Annotated in this window: 18 protein-coding genes; 4 read left to right on the forward strand and 14 right to left on the reverse strand. The window is 71.2% G+C overall.

Going from position 1 to position 24,117, the window contains the following annotated elements; genetic code table 11:
• Position 1 precedes the first annotated feature (1 nt).
• The 14 genes from ACIP63_RS23745 to ACIP63_RS23810 form a co-directional block, all read right to left on the reverse strand.
• Positions 2-850: a TatD family hydrolase gene (locus tag ACIP63_RS23745; protein WP_401518899.1), complete on the reverse strand. Its 849-nt coding sequence runs from the start codon at positions 848-850 to the stop codon at positions 2-4.
• Positions 847-1,485: an EboA domain-containing protein gene (locus ACIP63_RS23750; protein WP_401518902.1), complete on the reverse strand. Its 639-nt coding sequence runs from the start codon at positions 1,483-1,485 to the stop codon at positions 847-849. Before ACIP63_RS23750 ends, ACIP63_RS23745 begins: the two co-directional genes overlap by 4 nt.
• The gene (locus tag ACIP63_RS23755; RefSeq protein ID WP_401518905.1) at positions 1,479-2,342 is read right to left on the reverse strand and encodes a sugar phosphate isomerase/epimerase family protein; all 864 of its coding nucleotides are present in this window, start codon (positions 2,340-2,342) and stop codon (positions 1,479-1,481) included. The genes ACIP63_RS23750 and ACIP63_RS23755 overlap by 7 nt, the downstream gene beginning before the upstream one ends.
• Complete coding sequence (locus ACIP63_RS23760) at positions 2,339-3,475, reverse strand: SCO3242 family prenyltransferase (protein WP_401518907.1); 1,137 nt, start codon at positions 3,473-3,475, stop codon at positions 2,339-2,341. Before ACIP63_RS23760 ends, ACIP63_RS23755 begins: the two co-directional genes overlap by 4 nt.
• Complete coding sequence (locus ACIP63_RS23765; RefSeq protein WP_401518908.1) at positions 3,472-4,590, reverse strand: inositol-3-phosphate synthase; 1,119 nt, start codon at positions 4,588-4,590, stop codon at positions 3,472-3,474. The genes ACIP63_RS23760 and ACIP63_RS23765 overlap by 4 nt, the downstream gene beginning before the upstream one ends.
• A 94-nt stretch (positions 4,591-4,684) precedes the next feature.
• A complete protein-coding gene (locus ACIP63_RS23770; RefSeq protein ID WP_401518910.1) occupies positions 4,685-8,392 on the reverse strand; it encodes a ThuA domain-containing protein in 3,708 nt (1,235 codons plus the stop codon).
• Positions 8,393-8,716: 324 nt separating this feature from the next.
• Complete coding sequence (locus ACIP63_RS23775; RefSeq protein WP_401518912.1) at positions 8,717-9,721, reverse strand: sugar phosphate isomerase/epimerase family protein; 1,005 nt, start codon at positions 9,719-9,721, stop codon at positions 8,717-8,719.
• Between the two features lie 12 nt (positions 9,722-9,733).
• On the reverse strand, positions 9,734-10,954 hold the full coding sequence (locus tag ACIP63_RS23780) for a Gfo/Idh/MocA family protein (RefSeq protein WP_401518914.1): 1,221 nt from the start codon (positions 10,952-10,954) through the stop codon (positions 9,734-9,736).
• A 47-nt stretch (positions 10,955-11,001) separates the two neighbouring features.
• A complete protein-coding gene (locus ACIP63_RS23785) occupies positions 11,002-12,039 on the reverse strand; it encodes a substrate-binding domain-containing protein (protein ID WP_401518916.1) in 1,038 nt (345 codons plus the stop codon).
• Positions 12,040-12,117: 78 nt separating this feature from the next.
• Positions 12,118-13,170 carry an ABC transporter permease gene (locus ACIP63_RS23790; protein ID WP_401518919.1) on the reverse strand — a complete coding sequence of 351 codons (1,053 nt, stop codon included), beginning with the start codon at positions 13,168-13,170 and terminating at the stop codon, positions 12,118-12,120.
• The gene (locus ACIP63_RS23795) at positions 13,167-14,690 is read right to left on the reverse strand and encodes a sugar ABC transporter ATP-binding protein (protein ID WP_401518921.1); all 1,524 of its coding nucleotides are present in this window, start codon (positions 14,688-14,690) and stop codon (positions 13,167-13,169) included. Before ACIP63_RS23795 ends, ACIP63_RS23790 begins: the two co-directional genes overlap by 4 nt.
• A 225-nt stretch (positions 14,691-14,915) precedes the next feature.
• Positions 14,916-16,097 (reverse strand): ROK family protein, encoded by a 1,182-nt coding sequence (locus tag ACIP63_RS23800; protein WP_393760670.1) that lies wholly within the window; start codon positions 16,095-16,097, stop codon positions 14,916-14,918.
• 258 nt (positions 16,098-16,355) lie between these two features.
• The gene (locus ACIP63_RS23805; RefSeq protein ID WP_401518924.1) at positions 16,356-17,033 is read right to left on the reverse strand and encodes a GntR family transcriptional regulator; all 678 of its coding nucleotides are present in this window, start codon (positions 17,031-17,033) and stop codon (positions 16,356-16,358) included.
• A gap of 75 nt (positions 17,034-17,108) precedes the next feature.
• Positions 17,109-18,059, reverse strand: coding sequence for a beta-ketoacyl-ACP synthase III (locus tag ACIP63_RS23810; protein WP_401518927.1), 951 nt, complete (start codon positions 18,057-18,059; stop codon positions 17,109-17,111).
• Positions 18,060-18,338: 279 nt separating this feature from the next.
• On the opposite strand from ACIP63_RS23810, the gene ACIP63_RS23815 reads away from it, so the two are divergent.
• Genes ACIP63_RS23815 through ACIP63_RS23830 form a run of 4 tightly spaced genes read left to right on the forward strand, consistent with a single transcriptional unit; the run spans position 18,339 to position 24,116 of the window.
• Positions 18,339-19,328 carry a 2-dehydropantoate 2-reductase gene (locus tag ACIP63_RS23815; protein ID WP_401518930.1) on the forward strand — a complete coding sequence of 330 codons (990 nt, stop codon included), beginning with the start codon at positions 18,339-18,341 and terminating at the stop codon, positions 19,326-19,328.
• Positions 19,325-21,280 (forward strand): molybdopterin oxidoreductase family protein, encoded by a 1,956-nt coding sequence (locus ACIP63_RS23820; RefSeq protein ID WP_401518933.1) that lies wholly within the window; start codon positions 19,325-19,327, stop codon positions 21,278-21,280. Before ACIP63_RS23815 ends, ACIP63_RS23820 begins: the two co-directional genes overlap by 4 nt.
• Entirely contained in the window at positions 21,271-23,259 is a 1,989-nt protein-coding gene (locus tag ACIP63_RS23825) for an NAD(P)H-dependent oxidoreductase subunit E (protein ID WP_401518936.1), read from the forward strand. Before ACIP63_RS23820 ends, ACIP63_RS23825 begins: the two co-directional genes overlap by 10 nt.
• Positions 23,256-24,116: a 2Fe-2S iron-sulfur cluster-binding protein gene (locus tag ACIP63_RS23830; protein ID WP_401518938.1), complete on the forward strand. Its 861-nt coding sequence runs from the start codon at positions 23,256-23,258 to the stop codon at positions 24,114-24,116. Before ACIP63_RS23825 ends, ACIP63_RS23830 begins: the two co-directional genes overlap by 4 nt.
• The last annotated feature ends 1 nt before the right edge of the window (position 24,117 follow it).

Here is a 24,117-nt window from a genome sequence, read left to right on the forward strand (position 1 = left end):
GTCACTCCCCGCCGCGGAGGATGGAGTTGCCCTCGTGGAGGGGGCCCGGTGCGTCGATGTCGAGCTGGAGCCGGCCGCTCTGCCCGTAGAAGGCGACGGGGTTGCGCCAGAGGACCTTGTCGACGTCGTCCTCGTCGAATCCGGCCTTCAGCATGGTGTCGGCGACCTTGCGGGTCTTCAGCGGGTCGCTCTTGCCCCAGTCGGCCGCCGAGTTGACGAGGATCCTGTCGGTGCCGTGGTTCCGCAGGACCGTGACCATGCGGTCCTCGTCCATCTTGGTGTCCGGGTAGATGGAGAATCCGGCCCAGCAGCCGCTGTCGAGCGCGTCCTTCACGGTCGTCTCGTTGAGGTGGTCGAGCAGGACCAGCTCCGGGGCGAGGGCCGACTCGCGGATGACGTCGATGGTGCGGTGCAGGCCGGCGAGCTTGTCGCGGTGCGGGGTGTGCACGAGCGCGGGCAGGCCGTGGTCGGCGGCGAGCTGGAGCTGCGTGGCGAGTGCCTTGTCCTCGGCGGGGGTCATCGAGTCGTAGCCGATCTCGCCGACGGCGACGACGGAGTCCTTGACGAGGTAGCGGGGCAGCGCGTCCAGGACGGGGGTGCAGCGGGGGTCGTTCGCCTCCTTGGGGTTGAGGGCGAGGGTGCAGTGGTGGGCGATGCCGTACTGGGAGGCGCGGAAGGGCTCCCAGCCCAGCAGGGCGTCGAAGTAGTCGAAGAAGCTGGCGGGCGAGGTGCGGGGCTGGCCGAGCCAGAAGGAGGGTTCGACGAGGGCGCGGACCCCTGCGTCGTACATCGCCTGGTAGTCGTCCGTGGTGCGGGAGGTCATGTGGATGTGGGGGTCGAAGATCCTCATCGGGTTTCCTCCGTGGACGTGGGGGCGGTGGCGGGCGCCGGGGCCGTGAGGTCGAGGACGGTCCGCAGACCGGCGGGGACGGCGCGCCCCGCGGCAGTGCGTTCGGCTGCGAAGTCGCCGAGCATCCGGGCGAGTTCGGCGTCACCGCGGGCACGTTCGGCGAGCCGGTCGAGTGCTTCGACGGGGACCTCGGTGAAGAGGCACTTGAGGACGGCGTGCCGCCAGCCGTGCGCGTCGAGGTGGGCCGCGCCGTACGGGCCGACGGCCGCGGCGACCAGCCGGGTGTCGTTGGTGCGCAAGGCGTCCTCGACGAGCGGGAGCGCGGCGGCGCCGAGGTCGAGACGGTGCAGGGTGAGGAGGACCGCGCGGCGTTCGGCAGCGGTGCCCTGCTCGTAGAGCCTGGTCACGGCGGGCAGCCCCGCGCGGGCTTCGACGAGCAGCACCGCGCGCACGGAGTCGGCGTTCTCCAGGCCGCAGTGCCTTCCCGCCGACGCGAACCTCAGCTCCCAGGGCGGGTTGCCGCTGTCCGCTCCGGGGTGTGCCGCGGCGTGCGTGGCCTCGGCGAGCGCTTCGTCCAGCCAGGCCCTGGCCGCCCCTGGGAGCCGGTCGTCGAGTTCCTTGCGGCTCATCAGCATGGTCCGGCTCCGTTCGTCGCCCCGGTGGCTCGGCGCAGGAAGTCGATGGAGCTGCGGGCCAGTTCGGGGCCCGCGTGGGAGTGCCGGGGCAGTTCGACGACGGTGAGGCCGGAGTATCCGGTGGAGGCGAGCGCTTCGAGCACCGGCGGGAAGTCGATCTCGCCGTCACCGAACGGCAGGTGTTCGTGGGCGCCGCGTCGCATGTCCTCGATCTGGACGTGGCGCAGCCAGGGGCCGGCTTCCTTCACGCAGTCCACGGGCGAGGCCGGTTCGAGGCACTGGCAGTGGCCGATGTCGAGGGTGAGTCCGAGCGGGCCCGGGTCACCGAGGAGGGTGCGCAGGTGGTGGAAGCCGGCGAGCGTGGCGAGGAGATGGCCGGGTTCGGGTTCGACGGCGAGCGGGACACCCGCCCGGTCGGATGCCTCCAGCACGGGGTCGAGGGCCTGGGCCAGCCGCTGCCACGCGGTGTCCGTGGAGGTGTCCGGCGGGGTGACGCCGCTGAAGCAGTGCACGGCGTGCGCGCCGAGGTCCGTGGCGACCTCGACAGCGCGGACGAGCAGACCGGTGCGGGCCGCGCGGGCGTCCGGGTCGGGGTCCAGGAGGGACGGCCCGTGTTTGCGCCGGGGGTCGAGGACGTAGCGCGCGCCGGTCTCGACGGTGACGCCCAGGCCGAGTCCGGTGAGCGTGCGGGCCACCTGGCGGGTGCGGGCGGCGAGGTCCGGCGCGAGCGGGTCGAGGTGCATGTGGTCGAGGGTCAGACCGACCCCGTCGTAACCGAGGTCGGCGAGGAGGCCGAGGGCGTCGTCGAGCCGGAGGTCGGTCAGCCCGTTGGTGCCGTAGCCGAGGCGGAGGGTCATGTCGGGCTCACTTTCCGGGCGAGCGCGCGGGCGAGGGGGACGAGCCCCATGACCGCGAGCCCGTTGAAGGGCGCCCCGGCCCTGGCCGCGAGCGCTGCCTGCAGCGGGATCATCGCCCGGATACCGCCGCCGACGGCACGCTGGGTGAGGGGCGGGGAGGGGTTGAGTGCGGCGTGGAGAAGGGGGACCGTGGAGGTGCGGAGGTAGGCGCCGGCGAAGGCCGGGAGCAGGAGCCGTACGGCGTCGGAGGGAGGCCCTGGCGGCTCCCCCGGGGCCGCCCGGCCTCGCAGGACGGCGGCCCCGAGTCCGGCGACACCGGCCAGCGCGGCCAGCGGTGCGGCGGTGGATCCGCCGTGCGCCTCGTGGCGGGAGACGGCGGTCACGGCGTAGGTGTGCGCGCCGAGCAGGAGGGCGGCGGGGAGCGCGGCAGCCGGGGTGCGGCCGGGTGCGGGCCGGGTGGCCGGGGCCGCACCTCCCCCGGCAGCAGGGGTGCGGCCGGGTGCGGGCCGGGTGGCCGGGGCCGCACCTCCCCCGGCAGTCGCGTTCGACATCGTTGCCACCGTGGCGGTCGCGCCGAGCAGCAGGTCAAGGGTGCGGGCCGTGCCCATCGCGGCCGGCCCGAGCTTCGTGTGCTTGAGGCGCAGGTCGTAGGCCCAGACCGTGGCCGCCAGGCCGGATGCCACCGCCAGTGCGGGGCGCCCCGCCCGTGCGGCCAGCGCCAGGCCCGCCGCCGTCAGGACGCCCGCGGCGGCCAGGGCGGCCCCCGGCGCGACACGGCCCGACGGGATCGGCCGGTGCGGGCGGTCGACGGCGTCCTCCTCCCGGTCCGCCCAGTCGTTGAGTGCCATGCCCGCCTCGTAGAGGCACAGCGAGGCGCCGACCGCGAGTGCCGTGCCCCGGCCGGGACTCCGCCCCGCGGCCGCGGCCCCGGCCAGCGCGTCACCGGGCACGGTGAACAGCGCCGACACCCGGAGCAGCTCCGCCCAGGCCCGCAGGCGCGCGCGGACGGGGGGCCTGTCCGGTGCGGGCGCAGTCCCGCCCGCACCGGACAGGCTGTACGAGGGCGCCGCCGGGCGGGCGGCCTGCAACCGCGGGGCGCCGGTCACCGCCGCGAGCAGCCGCAGCGCCTTCACCGGGCGGCCCGCAGGCGTTCGGCGAAGGCCAGCAGCTCGGCGTACTGCTCGGACAGTGCGGCCGGGCCGCCGTCCGGGTCCTTGAAGTAGAAGCCGAGTTCGGGCCGGGGCCCGCTCAGACCCGTCTCGTGGGAGCGTGCCAGCAGCCGGGCCAGATCCAGGACCAGCGGTGCGGCGAGGGCGGAGTCGCAGCCCTGCCAGATCGTCTGGAGGATCATCCGCGAGCCGAGGAAGCCGTCGAAGGCGATGTGGTCCCACGCCGTCTTCCAGTCGCCCATCGCCGGTACGTCGTCGATGTGGACCTCGCCCTCGGGGGCCGCTCCGAGCGTGTCGGCGAGCACGCGTTCCTTGCCCGCGTTCTTGGCGGCCGCCGCGGCCGGGTCGGCCAGCGCCGCCCCGTCCCCGCCGCCCAGCAGGTTCGTGCCCGACCACGCGCGCACCGGCAGCGCGCGCTGGACGAACATCGGTGCGAGCACGGAGCGGAGCAGCGTCTGGCCTGTCTTGCCGTCGCGTCCGGCGTGGGGAAGTCCGCAGGAGTCGACGGCGTCCTGGAGGTGCGGGCTGCGCAGCCCGGTGGAGGGGGTGAAGTTGGCGTACGGGCAGCCGGCGCGGAGCGCGGCCGCCGCGTAGAGGGTGCTGGCGGGCAGGCGGGAGTCGTCCTCGCCGGGGGCCGGTTCGGTCGAGGCGACGTTGATGACGACCGTGCGGGCCAGCTCGTGGCGGAGCGCGAAGTCCTCGATGTCGGCGGCGAAGGCGGCGATGAGCTCCTCGTCGGTGCGGGTGTCACCCCGGAGCGGCCCTCCGGGGCGTATCTCCGCGTCGGCGGCGGTGAGTTCGGCCTCGATCGCGGAGGGGAGCCCGTGCGGGAGCACTCCCCCGGCCGCGAGGGCCTCGGCCCGCTTGGGCAGAGGGCAGTCGAGGGTGTCGTGCCCGCCGAAGACGAGGGTGGTCAGCGGTGGCAGCCCGCTGTCGGCGAAGGGTGGTGTCTCGGTGACCATGCCGGTCGGCGGGTGGAGCCCTGCCGCGATGGCCGCGCACCCGGCGGTGGCGGTGGTGGCGACGGAGCCGCGTGCTCCGATGAACCAGACTCCGGTACGAACGGCACGTGCGGTCACGGGCTGCCTCCCTGGGGGCTGAAGAGGGATGGTGGACGGTGGGCGGGGAAGAGGAACGCTTCCCCGCCCACCACCGGCGCAGGAGGTCGCCGCCCTACGTGGAGGGCAGCTCCTTCAGCTGGATGTCACGGAAGGACACCTGGTCGTCGGCTCCGTGGTTCTGGAGGCCGATGTAGCCGTTCTTGAGGCTGCGGGCCGGGTCGGTGTTGGTGAAGTCGTTGATCTTCACCCCGTTGAGGAAGACCTGGAGCCGCTCGCCCTGGACCTTGATCTCGTAGCTGTTCCACTGGCCGGGCGGTCGCAGAACCTGGTCACGGGCCTTGATGTCGGCGGATTTCAAGGTGTAGACGGCGCCGGTCGTGCGGTCCGCCGCGTCGGTGGCGTCGATCTGGACCTCGTAACCGTTGTTCACCGCGGACCACGGGTCGTCCGACTCGGGGAAGCCGACGAAGACACCGGAGTTGTCGTCGCCCGCCATCTTCCAGTCGAGCTTCAGCGAGTAGGACTTCAGCTCCTTGGCCTGGTAGGTCAGGAGGCCCATGCCGCCCTCGGAGCGGAGTTGACCGTCGGCCACGGCGAACTTCCCGGGGCCGGCCTGCTTCCACCCTTCGAGCGTCTTGCCGTTGAAGATCGACCGGTAGCCGGTGTCCGGCTTGCAGTTGGCCTTCACCTGCCCGGCCGCGTAGCGCAGACCGCCCAGCAGGTGCTGCCGGAAGGCGGGTTCGGCGTAGGACTCCTTGGTGTGGCCGAGACCGGTGTAGAAGGAGCGGCCGCCCTGGTACGCCTGGCACCAGGCGATGGGGTGGTCACCCTTCATGGTGCCGCCGGTGTACGTCGTCTCGTCCAGGGTGGCGAGGACCTGGGCCTTGTCCCGGGGGTTGGTGCGGTAGTTGTACCACTCGTCGGTACGGTCCCAGGCCTCGTCCAGGTGCGCGGTCGCCGGGTGGTCGTGGTTCTCCACACGGACGGTCGCGGGCTGGATCTGCGGGTGCGAGTCGAAGTACGCCCCGACGAGCCCTCCGTAGAACTTCCAGTCGTACTCCGTGTCGGCCGCGGCGTGGACGCCCATGTAACCGCCGCCGGTGGACACGAAGTTCTCGAACGCCTTCTTCTGGTCGGCGTTCAGGACGTCACCGGTGGTCGACAGGAAGACGACCGCGTCGTAGCGCGCCAGGTTGCTGGTGGTGAACTGTCCGGCCTCCTCGGTGGAGTCGACCGTGATGTTGGTGTCCTTGCCCAGTTCCTTCAGCGCGGCGATGCCCTCGGGGATCGAGTCGTGCCGGAAGCCGCCCGTCTTCGAGAAGACGAGGACGCGCTTCGCGGTCCGGTCGACCGGGCTGTTCGAGAGTTCGAAGTCGTCGACGTCGTACAGGGCTCCGGCCCCGCCCTTGAAGACCAGGAAGAGCTCGGTGGCCTTCTTGGGTGCGCCGCGCAGCGGCACGTCGATGTCCTGGAACGTGTCCCAGCTGCCGGTCACCGGGACGGGCGCGGAGCCGAGGATCTTGCCGGTGGGCGATCCGGCCCGCACCTCGAGGAAGCCTCCCGCGCCGGCCGACGAGGTACGGGCGGTGAGCTTGGTCGAGCCGTCGAGGATGTACGGGGTGAAGGAGATCCAGTCGTCGTTGTCGATGTCACCGACGGTCCGGCCGCCGTGGGCGCTGGTCTTGCTCGGCGTGGTGACACCGGAGGAGTTGTCGAAGTGCTCGGCCTGGCGGTGGCGCGGCTGGAGCTTCGCCCCGTCACGGCCGGTCAGCGCGGCCTGTCCGCCGCCCCCGCCGTCGGTGTAGGAGGCCGAGATACCGCCGTAGATGTTGGCGTTCGGGTCGTGGCCGCCTTCCATGGCGGTCTTGATGGTGCCCTCGCAGCCGTGCTCGGTGGTGATGTCGTGACCGTGGCTGTCGTGGCCCAGGGTGAACTTGACCTCGACCTTGGAGCAGTCGACGGTGCCGTCCTCCGGGTCGGTGACGGTCACCTTGAAGGGCACCTCGTCGCCGAATTCGAACGGCTGCCCGTCGGCCGGGGCCTGCAGCACGACGGTGGGCGCCGTGTTGCCGACGGTGACGTGCACGCTCGCCGAACCGGTGCGGCCCGTCGGGTCCTTGGCGGTCACCGTGGCGGTGTAGGTGCCGTTCTTCTTGTACGTGTACGTGGGGTTGGCGGCCGTGGACGTGCCGCCGTCGCCGAAGTCCCAGGCGTACGTCAGCGCGTCGCCGTCCCCGTCGGCCGTGCCCGCGGAGGAGAACCTCACCTTGAGGGGCGCGGTGCCCGAGGTCTTGTCGGAGGAGGCCTCGGCGATGGGCGAGCGTCCGCCGGTGGCGTTCTCGATGCGGTACAGCGCCGAGTGCTCGTCGCCGCCGAACCAGGAGAGGCCGTAGTCCAGGACGTACAGTGCGCCGTCGGGGCCGAAGGCCATGTCCATCACCTGTGTCCCGGTCCACGGGATGTCGTTGATGGACTGGACCGCGCCGTCCGCGTCCTGCTCGATGCGCTTGATCCACTGCCGGCCGAACTCCCCGGCGAAGAAGTCACCGTCGTACTCCTCGGGGAACTTCACCGGTGAGTCCAGGTCCGCGTCGTAGTGGTAGACGGGGCCGCCCATCGGGGACTCGGAGCCGGTGCCGAACTCGGGTACGGACGCGCCGTCGTACGGGATCCAGGCCGCCTGCGCGGGCGGCAGGTCGACCAGGCCCGTGTTGTACCGCGACTCGTTCTTCGGGGCGGCACAGTCGAAGGCAGGACCGGAGGTCTGCGTCGCGAAGTCGTAGTCGCGGTAGGGCTGGTTGTCGCCGGTGCAGTAGGGCCAGCCGAAGTTGCCGGGCTTGGTCACCCGGGCGAACTCGACCTGCCCGGCCGGTCCCCGGTTCGGGTCCGCCGCACCCGCGTCGGGGCCGTAGTCACCGACGTAGAGGATGCCGGTGGCCTGGTCGACGCTGAAGCGGAAGGGGTTGCGGAAGCCCATCGCGTAGATCTCGGGGCGCGTCTTGTCCGTGCCCGCGGCGAAGAGGTTGCCCTCGGGGACGGTGTACGAGCCGTCGTCGGCGACCTTGATGCGGAGGATCTTGCCGCGGAGGTCGTTGGTGTTGCCGGAGGTGCGGCGGGCGTCGAAGGCGGGGTTGCGGTCGGCCCGGTCGTCCAGCGGGGAGAAGCCGTCGGAGGCGAACGGGTTGGAGTCGTCGCCCGTCGAGAGGTAGAGGTTGCCCTGCGCGTCGAAGTCGATGTCGCCGCCCACGTGGCAGCACATGCCGCGCGTGGTCGGGATGTCGAGGACCTTCTTCTCGCTGGCGTTGTCGAGGGTGCCGTCCTCGTTGAGGACGAAACGGGAGAGCCGGTTCACGCCGTCGAACTTCGCGAAGTCGGCGGCCGTGCCGTTCTCCGGGGCGTCGCCGGCGGGGGTGTCCAGCGGGGGCGCGTAGTAGAGGTAGATCGCGCGGTTCTCCGCGAAGTCCGGGTCGATCCCGACGCCCTGGAGGCCTTCCTCGTCGTGCGAGTAGACGGGGATGGTGCCGGAGACCCGGGTGTTGCCCGCGCTGTCCGTGATCCGCAGCTCGCCGCCGCGCGAGGTGTGCAGCACGCTGCGGTCGGGCAGCACCGCCAGCGAGATGGGTTCGCCGGTCTCGGCCGCGCCCTTGGCGAGAGTGACCTGCTGGAAGTCCTCAGCGGCTGCCTGCGCGGCCGCTGCCTTCGGGGCGTCGGCGGTTGCGGCGGGCGAGGAGCCCAGGGTGAGGGTGGCGGCGGCGAGGAGCCCGCCGGTGAGGAGTGCGAGTGTTTTTCGGGCGCGGAGCCGTCTGCTGCTTCTGTGCACGTGCGTCCTCCGGAGTGTGCCGGTTGTACGGGCGGGTGCGTTCTGCCGTTCCGCGCGGGGACTGCCGCGCTCGCCTCCGGGGCTCCTTACGGGGCCCTGGTGACGCGAGTCATGTCGTGTACACGTAGGGGACCGTAGCCGTGTTCGTCCCGTACGGAAAGCCCTTGCGCAGCTGCCGAGTTGAACTTTTACCCACGGCAGGACAAAGGGCCGTCAGGGCAGGCGGGATCGCCCCGGGGCGGAGCCCCGGGATCAAGCCCCGCCGGCGTTCGAGGCGCGTGGGGCCGGGGCGGGGCCCCCGGAGAGGGCCCCGCGCCGCCCCCGCTACTCGCCCCCGCCGAACGCCGCGTCGAACGACGCGCTCGGCGGGTCGAAGTCGAACCGCTTCAGCGACGCCAGCGCCTCGGGCGCCCCCGTCAGCCGGTCCATGCCGGCGTCCTCCCACTCCACGGAGACCGGCCCCTCGTACCCGATGGACCGCAGCATCCGGAAGACGTCCTCCCAGGGCACGTCGCCGTGCCCCGCCGAGACGAAGTCCCACCCACGCCGTGGATCGCCCCAGGGCAGATGGGAGCCGAGGCGCCCGTTGCGGCCGTCGAGGCGCTTGCGGGCCTCCTTGCAGTCCACGTGGTAGATCCGGTCCCTGAAGTCGTACAGGAAGCCGACCGGGTCGAGGTCCTGCCACACGAAGTGGCTCGGGTCGAAGTTCAGCCCGAAAGCGGGCCGGTGGCCCACGGCCTCCAGGGCGCGGTGCGTGGTCCAGTAGTCGTACGCGATCTCGCTCGGGTGCACCTCGTGGGCGAAGCGCACCCCCTCGGCGTCGAAGACGTCCAGGATCGGGTTCCACCGCTCCGCGAAGTCCTCGTAGCCGCGTTCGATCATGTGCGGCGGGACGGGCGGGAACATGGCGACCAGGTGCCAGATGGAGGACCCGGTGAAGCCGATGACCGTGTCCACGCCGAAGGCGGCCGCCGCCCGGGCGGTGTTCCTGATCTCCTCGGCGGCCCGCTGCCGGACGCCTTCCGGCTCCCCGTCCCCCCAGATGCGGGCGGGCAGGATCCCCTGGTGGCGTTCGTCGATCGGGTTGTCGCAGACGGCCTGTCCGACCAGGTGGTTGGAGATCGCCCAGCACTTGAGACCGTACTTGTCGAGGAGCTGTCGCCGGCCGTCGAGGTAGCCGGGGTCCGACAGCGCCTTGTCCACCTCGAAGTGATCGCCCCAGCAGGCGAGTTCGAGCCCGTCATAACCGAAGTCCCGGGCGTGCCGGCAGACCTCCTCCAGCGGCAGGTCGGCCCACTGGCCGGTGAAGAGAGTGAAGGGACGGGGCATGCCCACAACCTCCTAGAAGGGAACCGGGGTGTATACGGAGTTCTTCGCGGCGCTCTCCTCGACGGCGGCGAGCACCCGCTGCACCTGGAGACCGTCGGCGAAGGACGGTACGGGGGTGCGCCCTTCGGTGATGGTGCGCACCACGTCATGGGCCTGGTGGACGAAGGTGTGCTCGTAGCCCAGACCGTGGCCCGGCGGCCACCACGCCTCCAGGTAGGGGTGCTGGGGTTCGGTGACGAGGATCCGTCGGAAACCGGCGCTGGTGGCGGGTTCGGTGTGGTCGTGGAAGGAGAGCTCGTTGAGCCGTTCCAGGTCGAAGGCGATCGACCCGAGTTCCCCGTTGATCTCCAGGCGCAGGGCGTTCTTACGCCCGGCGGCCATCCTGGTGGCCTCGAAGGAGGCCAGGGCCCCCGACGCCAGCCGCCCGGTGAAGAGGGTCGCGTCGTCGACAGTGACCGCCCCCCGCGCGGTACTGTCGCCGACCCCTGAGAGCCCTGCTGCGGCCCCGGCGAGCACGGGCCTCTCGCGTACGAAGGTCTCGCTCATCGCCGACACCCCGACCAGCGTCTCCCCGGCCAGGTACTGGGCGAGGTCGACGATGTGCGCCCCGAGGTCTCCCAGTGCGCCGGAACCGGCGCGCTCCCGCTCCAGCCGCCAGGTGAGCGGTGATTCGGGGTCGACGAGCCAGTCCTGGAGGTAGGTGGCCCGTACGTGCCGGAGGGAGCCCAGCCTGCCCTCCTCGATCATGCGGCGGGCGTACGTGAGGGCGGGCACCTTGCGGTAGTTGAAGCCCACGATCGCCACCTGGCCGCGGGCCGCCGCCCGTTCCGCGGCCTGGGCCATGGCTTCCGCCTCGGCGACCGTGTTGGCGAGCGGCTTCTCGCAGAGGACGTGCTTGCCCGCCTCCAGGGCGGCGATCGCGATCTCCGCGTGACTGTCACCCGGGGTGCAGATGTCGACCAGCTGCACGTCGTCCCGGGCGATCAGGGCACGCCAGTCGGTCTCCGCGGCAGCCCACCCGTGCCGGACGGCCGCGGCCTCGACGGCCGTCCGGTCACGTCCGCAGATCGCGGCGAGAGCGGGTCGCACCGGCAGGTCGAAGACATGTCCCGCGGTGCGCCACCCCTGGGAGTGGGCCGCACCCATGAACGCGTATCCGACCATGCCGACACCGAGCGTCGCCGTCGGCGGCGGTGCCTCGGTCTCCTGCTCCGTTTCTTCCCTGCGGGCCATGCGGGCTTCCTCCTCGTCGGTGGTTCGGTGGCTGCGGCGGTGCGGGATCAGCTGAAGCCCGTCGGCAGGTACTGGTCGATGTTGTCCTTCGTGACCACGGCCGAGTAGAGGGTCAGCGAGGTCGGGATCTCCATCTCGGAGAGGCCCGCGACGCCCTTGCCCTGGCCGAGTGCGCGCGCCAGGTCGATCGCGGAGGCGGCCATCGTGGGCGGGTAGAGCACGGTGGCCTTCATGACGCTGTTGTCGGCCTTGATGGCGTCCATCGCGGACTTGGCGCCCGCGCCGCCGACCATGATGAACTCGTCGCGGCCGGCCTGCTGGATGGCCCGCAGCGCGCCCACGCCCTGGTCGTCGTCGTGGTTCCACATCGCGTCGAACTGCTTCTGCGCCTGGAGGAGCTGCGCCATCTTCGCCTGACCCGACTCCACGGTGAAGTCGGCGGCCTGACGGGCCACCAGCTTGATGTTGGAGTAGTTCTTCAGCGCGTCGGCGAAGCCCTGGCTGCGTTGCTTGGTGAGTTCCAGGTTGTCGATGCCGGCGAGCTCGACGACCTTGGCGTTCGCCTTGCCCTTGAGCTGCTCACCGATGTAGTGCCCGGCGTTGAGGCCCATGCCGTAGTTGTCGCCGCCGACCCAGCAGCGGTAGGCCTGCGGTGAGGCGAAGACGCGGTCGAGGTTGACGACGGGGATGCCGGCCTTCATCGCTTCCAGGCCGACCTGGGTGAGTGCCTTGCCGTCGGCGGGGAGGATGACGAGGACGTCGACCTTCTTGTTGATGAGGGTCTTGACCTGGCCGATCTGGGCCGCGGTGTCGTTGGACCCCTCGGTGATCTCCAGGGTGACCTCGGAGTACTTCTCCGCCCGCGACTTGGCGTTCACGTTGATGGCGTTGAGCCAGCCGTGGTCGGCCTGGGGTCCGGCGAAGCCGATGGTGACGGGCTTGCCGGGCTTGTCGTCGGCGGCGGGCTGGTTGTTCTGGGCTGTCTCCTTCTCCTTGGGCTCGTTGCTGGTACAGGCGGTGAGGAAGGCTCCCGCGGAGACGGCCGCGGTGCCGAAGAGCAGTCCTCTGCGGCTGGTTTCTGGCATGGCTGTCAAACCCTTCATCCGGTGCGATACGTACGGAACAGCGGGTGGGTGATCAGTGCTCTGTCAGGCAGGGGGAACTCAGGTCTCGCCGCCGCGCAGTGTGCGGTGCTGGACGAGGACGGCGGCGACGATGATGGCGCCCTTGGCGATCTGCTGGACGTCGCTCTGCAGGTTGTTCAGGGCGAAGATGTTGGTGATCGTGGTGAAGACGAGGACCCCGAGCACGGATCCGACGATGGTGCCCCTGCCACCGCTCAGCAGGGTGCCGCCGATGATCGCGGCCGCGATGGCGTCGAGTTCGTACAGGTTGCCGTTGGTGTTCTGCCCGGAGCCGGACAGGATGATCAGCATGAAGGCCGCGATGCCACAGCACACGCCGGAGAGCAGATAGAGGTAGAGCCGCTGGCGGCGTACGTCGATGCCGGCGAGCCTGGCCGCCTCCGCGTTGCCTCCGATGGCGACCGTACGGCGTCCGAACGTGGTCCGGTTCAGGATGAGCCAGCCGACCACGGTGACCGCGGCGAAGCCCAGGACCAGCGGCGGGATGCCCAGGACGTACGAGTCGGGCAGGCCCAGATCGAGGACGGACTGGACGGTGACGATCTGTGTCTTTCCGTCGGTGATCAGCAGGGCGAGTCCACGGGCCGACGCGAGCATGGCGAGCGTCGCGATGAAGGGCACCATCCGCCCGTAGGCGATGAGCACCCCGTTGACGAGCCCGGCGGCGAGGCCGACGACCACCGCGGTGAAGAGGATGCCGGCGAAGCCGAAGTCCTGGGTGGCGAGCGTCGTGGCCCAGACGGACGCGAGGGCCACCATCGCGCCGACCGAGAGGTCGATGCCGCCGCCGATGATGACGAGGGTCATGCCGACGGTGACGACCCCGATGACGGAGGACTGCGTCAGGATCAGCTGGAGGTTCCCGGTGTCCAGGAACGCGTCGGGTTCGGTGATGCCGCCGACGAGCGCCAGGACGGCGAGTACGCCGAGCAGCGACAGGTTTCGGACGTCGGCTCGCAGGCCGAGTGCGCGCGGTCCGCCGCTCTGCTTCGAGGGCGGCGCGGCCACGGGGCCGGTCGCGGTCCCCTTCTCGGGCCCTTGGTGCTGCGCCGACGGTGCGGGCTGTGTCATGACGTCGGGCTCCCTTCCATGACGAGGTCGAGGACACGGTGCTCGTCGAGCTCCCTGGCATCGGCCGTGTGCACGACACGGCCCTCCCGGAGCACCAGCACCCGGTCGGCGAGGCCCAGCACTTCGGGCACTTCGCTGGAGACGAGCAGAACGGCGAGGCCTTCGTCGGCCAGCCGGCGGATCACTGCGTAGAGCTCGGCGCGGGCGCCGACGTCGACGCCGCGGGTCGGTTCGTCGAGCAGCAGGACCCGGCAGCCGCGCAGCAGCCAGCGGGCCAGGACCGCCTTCTGCTGGTTGCCGCCGGAGAGGGTGCGGACAGCGGCGTCCGGGTTGTCGGGCCGCAGCGAGAGTTCCCGGGTCGCGGTCCTGGCAGCGGTGCGCTCGGCGCCCCGGTCGAGCCAGCCGCCGCGGGCGAACCGGGACAGGGTGGAGATCGAGACGTTGCGGGTGACGGATTCCGTCAACAGCAGTGCCTGCGCCTTGCGTTCCTCGGGAGCCAGGCCGATTCCCGCGGCCACCGCTGCCCGGACGCTGCCGGCCCGCAGCGGTGTGCCGTCGACGAGGACGCGGCCGGCGGTCGGCTTGCGGGCGCCGTAGACGGTCTCCAGGATCTCGGAGCGACCGGAGCCGACGAGTCCGGCCAGGCCGACGATCTCGCCGGGCATGAGCTCCAGGTCGACGGGCTCGAACTCCCCTGTGCGACACAGCCCTTCGACCCTCAGTACGGGTTCGGCCGTGGCACGGGCGCCGGGGGCGGGCCGCTCGGGGAAGACGAACTCGACGTTGCGGCCGGTCATCATGGCAACGATGTCGTTCGTGGGGGTGGAGTGGGCGGGCAGCCCGACGGCGACGGCCCTGCCGTCCTTGAGCACCGTCACCCGGTCGCCGATGCGGCGGATCTCCTCCAGCCGGTGCGAGATGTAGACGACGGCCACCCCGTCGGCGGTGAGCCCGTCGACGATGCGGAAGAGGTTGTCGACCTCGTCGGGGTCCAGTGCCGCGGACGGCTCGTCCATCACGATGAGCCGTACGTCGTGGGAGAGCGCCCGCGCCATGGAGACGATCTGCTGGTGGGCCGCGGACAGGTCGCCGACCGGGCGGGCCGGGTCGATCTCCGGGTGTCCCAGCCGCTTCAGGAGTGCGGCGGCCGTGGTGCGGGCCTCCCGGGTCCGGACGACGAAGCCCGCGCTGGTCGGTTCGTGGCCGAGGAAGACGTTCTCCGCGACCGAGAGGCCCTCCACCAGGTCGAGTTCCTGGTAGATGGTGGCGATTCCCAGCCGCATCGCGGTGATCGGCGAGGACAGCTGGACGGGCTCGCCGCGCCAGGTGATCGCGCCGTCGTCGGGCTGGTGGGCCCCGGCCAGCACCTTGATGAGGGTGGACTTGCCGGCACCGTTCTGGCCGAGGAGGCAGTGGACTTCACCGGCCAGCACCTCCAGGTCCACGCCGTCGAGGGCGCGCACACCGGGGAACGACTTGGTGATGCCGGACATCGTGAGCAGAGGTGGTTCTGGTGCCATGACGAATCCCCTCGGCGGGTGGGTTCTCCCCTGCTCGGACGGGCCGAGATCGCGGGGAAGGCCGGTGAGCGGGCAGGGGGCAGTGCCGGCGGTGCCGTACTGCTGACGGAACTGCTGGGTGGTACTGCTGGGCGCGTGCTGTGCGGTCCTGCGGGCGGAGCTCGGAACAGGCTGCTTACGGAGGTGGCTGCGGAACGCGTGCCGAACGGCGCGCCGGCCCGGACATCAGGCCGGCGAGAACAGGTGGTCGCTGATGAGCCTGGCCGCGCCGGTCACCCCGGCGACGGGCCCCAGCTCACCGAGGACGATGGGGAGGTTGCCCGTGGCCAGCGGCAGGGACTGCCGGTAGACCTGGGTGCGGACACTGGCCAGCAGGTTGTGGCCGAGCCCGGTCACCCCGCCGCCGATCACGACGAGGCCCGGGTTGAAGAAGCTGACGAGTCCGGCGATGACCTGGCCGACCCGGTTTCCGCCCTCGCGGATCAGGTCGAGCGCCGTGGGGTCGCCGGCCGCGGCTGCGGCGGCCACATCCACGGCCGAGAGCTTTCCGGCCGCTTCCAGCCGGGCCGCCAGCTCCGGGGACCGTCCGGCGCGGGCCGCGTCCTCGGCGTCGCGGGCGAGGGCCGCGCCGCTGAAGTGGGCTTCCAGGCAGCCCTTGTTGCCGCAGGCGCAGGCGCGTCCGTCCGGTTCCACCTGGATGTGGCCGATGTCTCCGGCGCTGCCCGTCGTGCCGCGGTAGACGTCGCCGCCCACCACGATGCCGCAGCCGATACCCGTACCGATCTTGACGCAGAGGAAGTCGCCCACGGAACGGGCGACGCCCGCGTGCTGCTCCCCCAGTGCCATCAGGTTCACGTCGTTGTCCACCATGACGGGGCAGCCCAGTTCCTGGCTGAGCGCCTCGCGGACCGGGAAGCCGTCCCAGCCCGGCATGATCGGCGGAGCGACCGGTACGCCTTCGGGGAAGCGGACGGGGCCCGGTACCCCGATGCCGGCGCCGTCGAAGCCTTCGGCGAGCCCGGAGGCCCGGAGCTTCGCCGCCATCGCCAGCACCTGGTCGAAGATCGCGACGGGTCCTTCCCGTACGTCCATCGGATGGTTGAGGTGCCCGAGGACCTCCAACTCGGCGTTGGTGACGGCCACATCGATGGACGTGGCACCGATGTCGACGCCGAGGAAGCGCAGTCCCGGGGCGAGCCGGATGTTGTGGGACCGGCGTCCACCGCGGGACGCGGCGAGCCCGTCGGCCACGACGAGTCCGGTCTCCAGGAGCCGGTCCACCTCGACGGCGAGCTTGGAGCGTGAGAGATCGACCTGATCGCCCAGCTGTGCGCGGGAGTTGGGCCCTCCGTCGCGCAACAGCCGGAGCAGTCGCGCCTGGTGCGTGTTCGCGGGTCGTGCCGTCATACGTCTCACGCGTCCCTCCCCGCCACATCGGCCAGTCCGTCGGGCTTTCGAGGGGAACGTAGCAGCGGTTTACCGGACTGGGAAGAAGTTGCGCACGAATCCACTCCAACTTTCTCCACACTCAGGACAAAGATGCGGCTCGCGGGCGCCGGCCGATGGCCCCGGCGTGCGGTGTACCGGTCAGGAGCGCGCGAAAAGGCCGGGGCGTCCTGCTGCCCCGGCCTTGGTGTCAGGCGGTGATCTCCGGTCGGACGGCGATCAGGCCTGTTCGCGCCGGTGGTACGTCTGTCGCGTGTGCTCGGTGTGTGCCCGCATGATCTCGGTCGCCCGCTGTTCGTCCCTGGAGGCGATCGCCGCGATCAGCTCCCGGTGCTCGATCCAGGACTGGGTGCCGCGCTGGCGGGCCACAGGCGTGTAGTACCAGCGGACCCGGCGGTCCACCTGGGCGGCGAGCTCGGACAGGACGACATTGCCCGCCAGCTCCATGACCTTGGCGTGGAAGGCGGCGTTCGTGGCGACGGCGAGGTCCACGTCGTCGGCGGCGACGGCCTGCTCCCCCTTCGAGCACAGCTCCTCCAGGGCCTCGATGCCCGGCCGCCCGGAGTGGGCGGCGGCCAGCCGGGCGGCCTCCGCCTCCAGGAGGGTGCGGACCGAGAGGAGCTGGTCCGCCTCCTCCTCGGTGGGCTCGTGGACGAACGCGCCCTGCGCGGGGCGCAGATCGACCCAGCCCTCGGTGTTCAGCCGCTGGAGCGCCTCGCGCACCGGCTGCCGCGACACTCCCAGATGGCCCGCGAGTTCGCTCTCGACCAGATGCTGGCCGGGGCTGAGGGCGCGCGTGGTGATCAGCTCGAGGAGCGCCTCGTAGACGCGCTCGCGCAGCGGTCCCGGCCGCTCCAGCTTCGGCACCGTTCCTTGCGGCAGTCCTGCGGACAACATCGCGGTCCCCCTCCGGGCGCCCGGGCCATTGCTTATCGTCTACAGTCTACCGAGCACAATGCCACGCCGGGGGCCTCAGGGGCAGCGGATCACCTGACCCGCGTACGAAAGATTTCCGCCGAAGCCGAAGAGCAGGGCCGGCGCACCGCTCTCGACCTCGCCTCTCTCCACCAGTTTGGACAGGGCCATCGGGATCGACGCGGCCGAAGTGTTACCGGAATCCACCACGTCCCGGGCGATGACGGCGTTGACCGCCCCGATCTTCCGGGCGACGGGTTCGATGATCCTCAGGTTGGCCTGGTGCAGCACCACCGCGGCGAGATCCTCGGGTGTGACACCGGCCCGTTGGCAGACCTCGCGGGCGATCGGCGGCAGCTGAGTGGTGGCCCAGCGGTAGACGGACTGCCCCTCCTGCGCGAATCGCGGGGGCGTGCCCTCGATCCGTACGGCGTTGCCCATCTCCGGCACCGAACCCCACAGGACGGGGCCGATCCCTGGCCTGTCGCCCCCTTCGGGGTCCGCGGTGACGACGGCCGCACCCGCGCCGTCGCCCATCAGGACGCAGGTGGAGCGGTCCGTCCAGTCGACGATGTCGCCCATCTTGTCGGCGCCGATGACGAGGGCCCGGGTGGCGGCTCCGGCCCGGATGGCGTGGTCGGCGGTGGCGAGCGCGTGGGTGAACCCGGAGCAGACCACGTTGATGTCCATGACGGCGGGTGAGCCCATGCCCAGGCGGGCGGCGACCCGGGCGGACATGCTCGGCGACCGGTCGATGGCCGTGGAGGTGGCGACCAGGACCATGTCGATGTCCGCCGGCTGGAGCCCGGCCGATGCGAGGGCCTTGGCCGCGGCGTGGGCGGCCAGTTCGTCCACCGGCTCGTCGGGCCCGCCCACGTGCCGGGTCCTGATGCCGACCCGGCTGGTGATCCACTCGTCGCTCGTGTCGACCATGGCCGCCAGATCGTCGTTGGTGAGGACCTTGGCAGGCTGGTAGTGGCCGAGCGCCACGACACGTGAGCCGGTCATGTACGGGTTCCCCTCGCTACGTTTGGCAGGAACTATCCAGTCTTGGTTGCTACCGACCGGTACGGGGGCACCTAACCCCACAGGAATACGGGCCCGAGGTTGGAGCGTCTCGAACAGCTCCCCGGGAACTCTCGCGGACACTCCGGAGTACCTGCCGGAATCGCGTACGGGGCCAGGCACCCGCTGTCACGAGTATTGACCCTCCCTGAAGGCATACTGTAGACAATATTCTGTCGACTTGACACCCTCGCTCGGTCCTCTCACCGAACGGAGAGCCCCGTGAAAGTCGCAGTTGTCGGCGCCGGAGCAATCGGCGCCTATGTCGGGGCCGCGCTCCACCGCGCGGGCGCCGACGTCCATCTCATCGCCCGGGGCCCGCATCTGGCGGCCATGCGCCGTGACGGTGTGCGCGTGCTCAGCCCGCGCGGTGACTTCACCGCGCGGCCCGCAGCCACCGACGACCCCTCGGAGGTCGGGCCCGTCGACTATGTGTTCCTCGGCCTCAAGGCCAACTCGTACGCGGTGTCCGGGCCGTTGGTCCATCCGCTGATGCACCGGGACACCGCCGTGATAGCCGCCCAGAACGGCATCCCCTGGTGGTACTTCCACGGCCTCGGCGGCCCGTACACCGGCCGTCGGCTCCAGAGCGTCGACCCGGCGGGCTCGGTGAGCGCCACGCTGCCGCCCGAACGCGCCATCGGCTGCGTGGTCTACGCCGCCACCGAGATCGAGGCACCGGGCGTGGTGCGCCACCTCGAAGGCACCCGGTTCGCCATCGGCGAGCCGGACCGGACGGTGTCCAGACGCTGTCTGGACTTCAGCGAGGCCATGGTCGCGGGCGGACTCAAGTGCCCCGTGGAGTCCGACCTGCGCAACGACATCTGGATCAAGCTGCTCGGCAACATCTCCTTCAACCCGATCAGCGCGCTGGCCCGCGCCACCATGGGCCAGATCTGCCGCCATCCGGACACCCGCGCACTCGTGGAGTCGATGATGCGCGAAACCCTCGAAGTGGCGGCGGCCGTCGGCTGCCGCCCCGAGATCTCCGTGGAGCGGCGCATCGCGGGCGCGGAGCGCGTCGGCGATCACAAGACATCCACCCTCCAGGACCTGGAGAAGGGCAAACCCCTCGAACTCGACGTGCTGCTCGCGGCCGTCGTCGAGCTGGCCGAGCTGGCCGGAACGCCCGTACCGACGCTGCGCGCCGTGCACGCGCTCGCGGATCTCCTCGCCACCACGTCCTCGGCACCGGCAGGGAGCGCACCATGAAGAGCGAACGCACAGGCGGCCGGAGCCGGAAGGGCCGGCAGCCGAAGACGTACGAACGCCTCACCCACCCCCTCGTCCGCGGCGAGGACGGCGTGCTGCGCCGGGCGAGCTGGGAGGAGGCGCTGGCCCGGGCGGCTGCCGGGTTCCGGCAGGTCCGCGAGGCACACGGTCCCGACGCCTTCGCGATGCTGTCCTGCGCCCGGGCCACCAACGAGATGAACTACGTGGCCCAGAAGTTCACCCGCGTCGTGATGGGCACCAACAACGTCGACTCCTGCAACCGCACCTGTCACGCCCCGAGCGTCGCGGGCCTCTCGGCCGCCTTCGGCTCAGGCGGCGGTACGTCCTCGTACGAGGAGGTGGAACACACCGACCTGATCGTGATGTGGGGCTCCAATGCCCGTTTCGCGCACCCGATCTTCTTCCACCACGTACTCAAGGGCATCCGCAACGGCGCCCGTATGCACGCCGTCGACCCGCGCCGCACCTCGACCGCCGAATGGGCGGAGAGCTGGCTCGGTCTCAACGTCGGCACCGACATCCCGCTCGCCCACGCGATCGGCCGCGAGATCATCCACGCGGGGCTGGTCAACCAGGCCTTCGTGGACCGCGCGACCAGCGGGTACGAGGAGTACGCCGCGCTCGTCGAACCCTGGACCCTGACCGCCGCCGAGAAGGTGACCGGGGTCCCGGCCGAGGCCATCCGGGACCTCGCCCACGCCTACGCCACGGCCGAACGGGCCCAGCTCTGCTGGACCCTGGGCATCACCGAGCACCACAACGGCACCGACAACGTCCGTGCGCTGATCAACCTCTCGCTGCTCACCGGCCACGTCGGGCGGTACGGCTCCGGGGTCCAGCCCCTGCGCGGGCAGAACAACGTGCAGGGCGGCGGCGACATGGGCGCCATCCCCAACAAACTCCCCGGCTTCCAGGACATCCTGGACCCGCCCGTCCGGCAGAAGTTCGAACGGTCCTGGGACACCGTCATCCAGCCGCGGTACGGCAAGACCCTCACCCAGATGTTCGAGGCCATGGAGACCGGCGAACTGCGCGCGGTGTACTGCATCGGGGAGAACCCCGCACAGTCGGAGGCCGACAGCGACCAGGCGGTGCGCCGGCTGGAGGCCCTCGACCATCTGGTGGTGCAGGACATCTTCCTGACCAGGACCGCCCAACTGGCCGACGTGGTCCTGCCCGCCACCGCCGCCTGGGCCGAGACCGACGGCACCACGACCAACAGCGAACGGCGCGTGCAGCGGGTCCGGGCCGCGCTCGTGCCGCCGGGCGAGGCCCGGGAGGACATCGACATCATCTGCGCCATGGCCGGACAGCTGGGCCACGCCTGGAAGTTCGAGGACTCCGAAGCCGTCTGGAACGAGCTGCGCTCCCTCTCCCCCGACCACTTCGGGATGACGTACGAACGCCTGGCGGAGCACCAGGGGCTGCAATGGCCCTGCCCCGACACGGAGAAGCTGCCGTCCAGCTTCCTGCACGCCCGGCTCTGGGAGACCGATCCGGACCGGCGCGGCCCCGCGGCCCCCTTCGGTCTGGTGCAGCACGATCCTCCGGTCGACCTCACCGACGAGTCCTACCCGCTGAGGCTGACGACCGGGCGGCGCCTGGACTCGTACAACACCGGTGTACAGAGCGGGAGTTACGCGTCACCTCTGCGTCGGGGCGAGTACATCGAGCTCTGCCCCGAGGACGCGCAGTCGTACGGCGTCTCCGTGGGCGAGGAGGTGCGGGTCTCGTCGCGGCGGGGCAGTGTTACCGCGCCCGTCTGGATCGACCCCGGGCTGCGGCCGGGTCTGGCTTTCATGACGATGCACTTCCCCGACGAGGTCGACACCAACCAGCTGACCATCGAGGCGAACTGCCCGATCGCCGGCACAGCCGAATTCAAGGCCTCCGCCGTACGGATAGAGAAGCTGGTGCCCGCATGGACCTGAGGTACACCGACGCGGCCCCGTCCGACGCCGAACGGGAAGCGGTGGACGCCCTGTTGGGCCCCGCGCCGTCCGGCTGGGAGGGCGCCGCCGAGCGCACCGACGAGGACCTCCGGTGGGCGAGGGGCGGCGCCGCCGCGGCCAAGGACCGCCGGGACCAGCTGCTGCCCGCACTGCACGCGGTGAACGACCGCGTGGGCTGGATCAGCGAGGGCGCGCTGGACTACATCTGCCGGCGGCTCACGGTCGCCCCGGCGGAGGCGTACGGTGTCGCGACCTTCTACGCCATGTTCTCGGTGCGGCCCCGCCCGGCGAAGGTGCTCCACGTCTGTACGGACCTCGCCTGCGCCGCCCGCGGCTCGGCGGCCGTGTGCGCGGACCTCACCGAGCGCCTGGGTGCTCCGGGCACCCCGGCCGAGGGCACGGTCTGGCAGGAGAGCCCGTGCCTGGGCCTGTGCGAACGGGCCCCGGCGGCACTGCTGCTCCAGGCGGGGGAAGACCCAGGCCTCCGGAGCTTCAGGCAGATCCAGCCCCTTGGGGGTCCCCCCGGACGGAGTCTGGGGGAGTTTGAGGAGCAGGGGTCCGGGGGCGGAGCCCCCGGTTACGAGAAGGGGCGGGGAGGGGAAGAGCCCGCCGCAGGCGCCCCCCGCCGCTCCGCCGTGCTCGCCCCCACCACCGCACCGGCGCTCGTCGCGGCAGCCCGGGCCCCGGAGAAGGCCCCCGCCGAGCCCCCACCCGCCGCAGCCGTCCCCCAGTCCGGCGACCCCGCCCTCGTACTCCTCAAGCGCATCGGCACCGTGGACCCCGCCTCCCTCGACGACTACCGCTCCACCGGCGGCTACACAGCACTGCGGCGCGCCTTCACGCTCGGACCCGCCGGGGTGGTCCGCGAGGTGCTGGAGGCCGGACTCGTCGGCCGCGGCGGCGCCGCCTTCCCCACCGGGCGCAAGTGGCAGGCCACCGCCCAGCAGGCCGACGGCCCGCACTACCTGGTCTGCAACGCGGACGAGAGCGAGCCCGGCACCTTCAAGGACCGGGTGCTGATGGAGGGCGATCCGTACGCCCTGGTCGAGGCGATGACGATCGCCGGATACGCCATCGGCGCCCACGAGGGCTACGTCTACCTGCGCGGCGAGTACCCCCGCGCGTACGAACGGCTCGACCACGCCCTGACGAGCGCCCGTACCCGCGGACTGCTCGGCCCCGACGTCCTCGGGCAGGGGTACGCCTTCGACATCGAGATCCGGCGCGGTGCGGGGGCGTACATCTGCGGCGAGGAGACCGCGATCTTCAACTCGATAGAGGGGCAGCGGGGCGAACCGCGCTCCAAACCGCCGTTCCCGGTCGAGAAGGGCCTCTTCGGCAAGCCGACCGCGGTCAACAACGTCGAGACGCTGGTGAACGTGCTGCCGATCCTGGAGCACGGCGCCGCCGCGTACGCCGCGACCGGCACGGAGACGTCCACCGGGACCAAGCTGTTCTGCGTCTCCGGCCAGGTGGCCCGCCCCGGCATCTACGAACTGCCCTTCGGCACGAACCTGCGGGAGCTGCTCGACCTCGCGGGCCCGCCCGAGCGGCTGCGGGCCGTGCTCCTCGGCGGGGCGGCGGGCGGCTTCGTACGCCCCGACGAGCTGGACGTCCCGCTGACCTTCGAGGGCACCCGCGCGGCGGGGACGACACTCGGCTCGGGGGTGGTCCTGGTCCTGGACGACTCGGTGGAGCTCCCCCGTGTGCTGCTGCGCATCGCGGAGTTCTTCCGCGACGAGTCGTGCGGCCAGTGCGTGCCCTGCCGGGTGGGCACGGTCCGTCAGGAGGAGGCCCTGCACCGGATCGTGGACCGTACGGGCGCCGGGGCCGCCGAGGACATCGCGCTCATGAGAGAGGTGGGGCAGGCCATGCGGGACGCCTCGATCTGCGGTCTCGGCCAGACAGCGTGGAACGCCGTGGAGTCAGCCATCGACCGTCTGGGGGTCTACAAGTGACCACTGTGCCGCTCCATCCACCGCGCCGGCTCGTCTCCTTCACGCTGGACGACGAGGAGGCCCGGGTACCTGAGGGATCGACGATCCTGGACGCCTGCCGGTCGGCGGGCAAGGACATCCCGACCCTGTGCCAGGGGGACACGCTCACCCCGAAGAACGCCTGCCGGGTGTGTGTGGTCGAGGTGGAGGGCTCCCGCACGCTCGCCCCGGCCTGCTCCCGGCGCGCCGAGCCGGGCATGACGGTCCGTACGGACACGGAGCGGGCCAGGCACAGCCGGAAGGTGGTCCTGGAGCTGCTGGCGTCGTCGACGGATCTGTCCACGACGCCACGGGCCGAGGAGTGGATCAAGGAGTACGAGGCGAAGCCCGACCGCTTCGGCACGGACGCCGCCCGGATGAACGAACAGCCGAAGATCGACAACGAGCTGTACGTCCGCGACTACGACAAATGCATCCTCTGCTACAAGTGCGTCGACGCCTGCGGGGAGCAGTGGCAGAACACGTTCGCCATCGCCGTCTCGGGACGGGGTTTCGACGCCCGTATCTCCACCGAGCACGATGCAGCGCTCCCCGATTCCGCCTGTGTCTTCTGCGGGAACTGCATCGAGGTGTGCCCGACCGGCGCGCTCTCGTTCAGCACCGAGTTCGGCATGCGGGCGGCGGGCACCTGGGACGAGGCGGCCCAGACGCGGACCACGACGGTCTGCGCGTACTGCGGCGTGGGCTGCAACGTGACCCTCCATGTGCAGGAGAACGAGATCGTCAAGGTCACCTCGCCGCACGACAACCCCGTGACCCATGGCAACCTCTGTATCAAGGGCCGTTTCGGCTACCAGCACGTACAGAATCGGGATTGAC

Source organism: Streptomyces sp. NPDC088746 (assembly GCF_044751065.1).
Classification (GTDB): Bacteria; Actinomycetota; Actinomycetes; order Streptomycetales; family Streptomycetaceae; genus Streptomyces.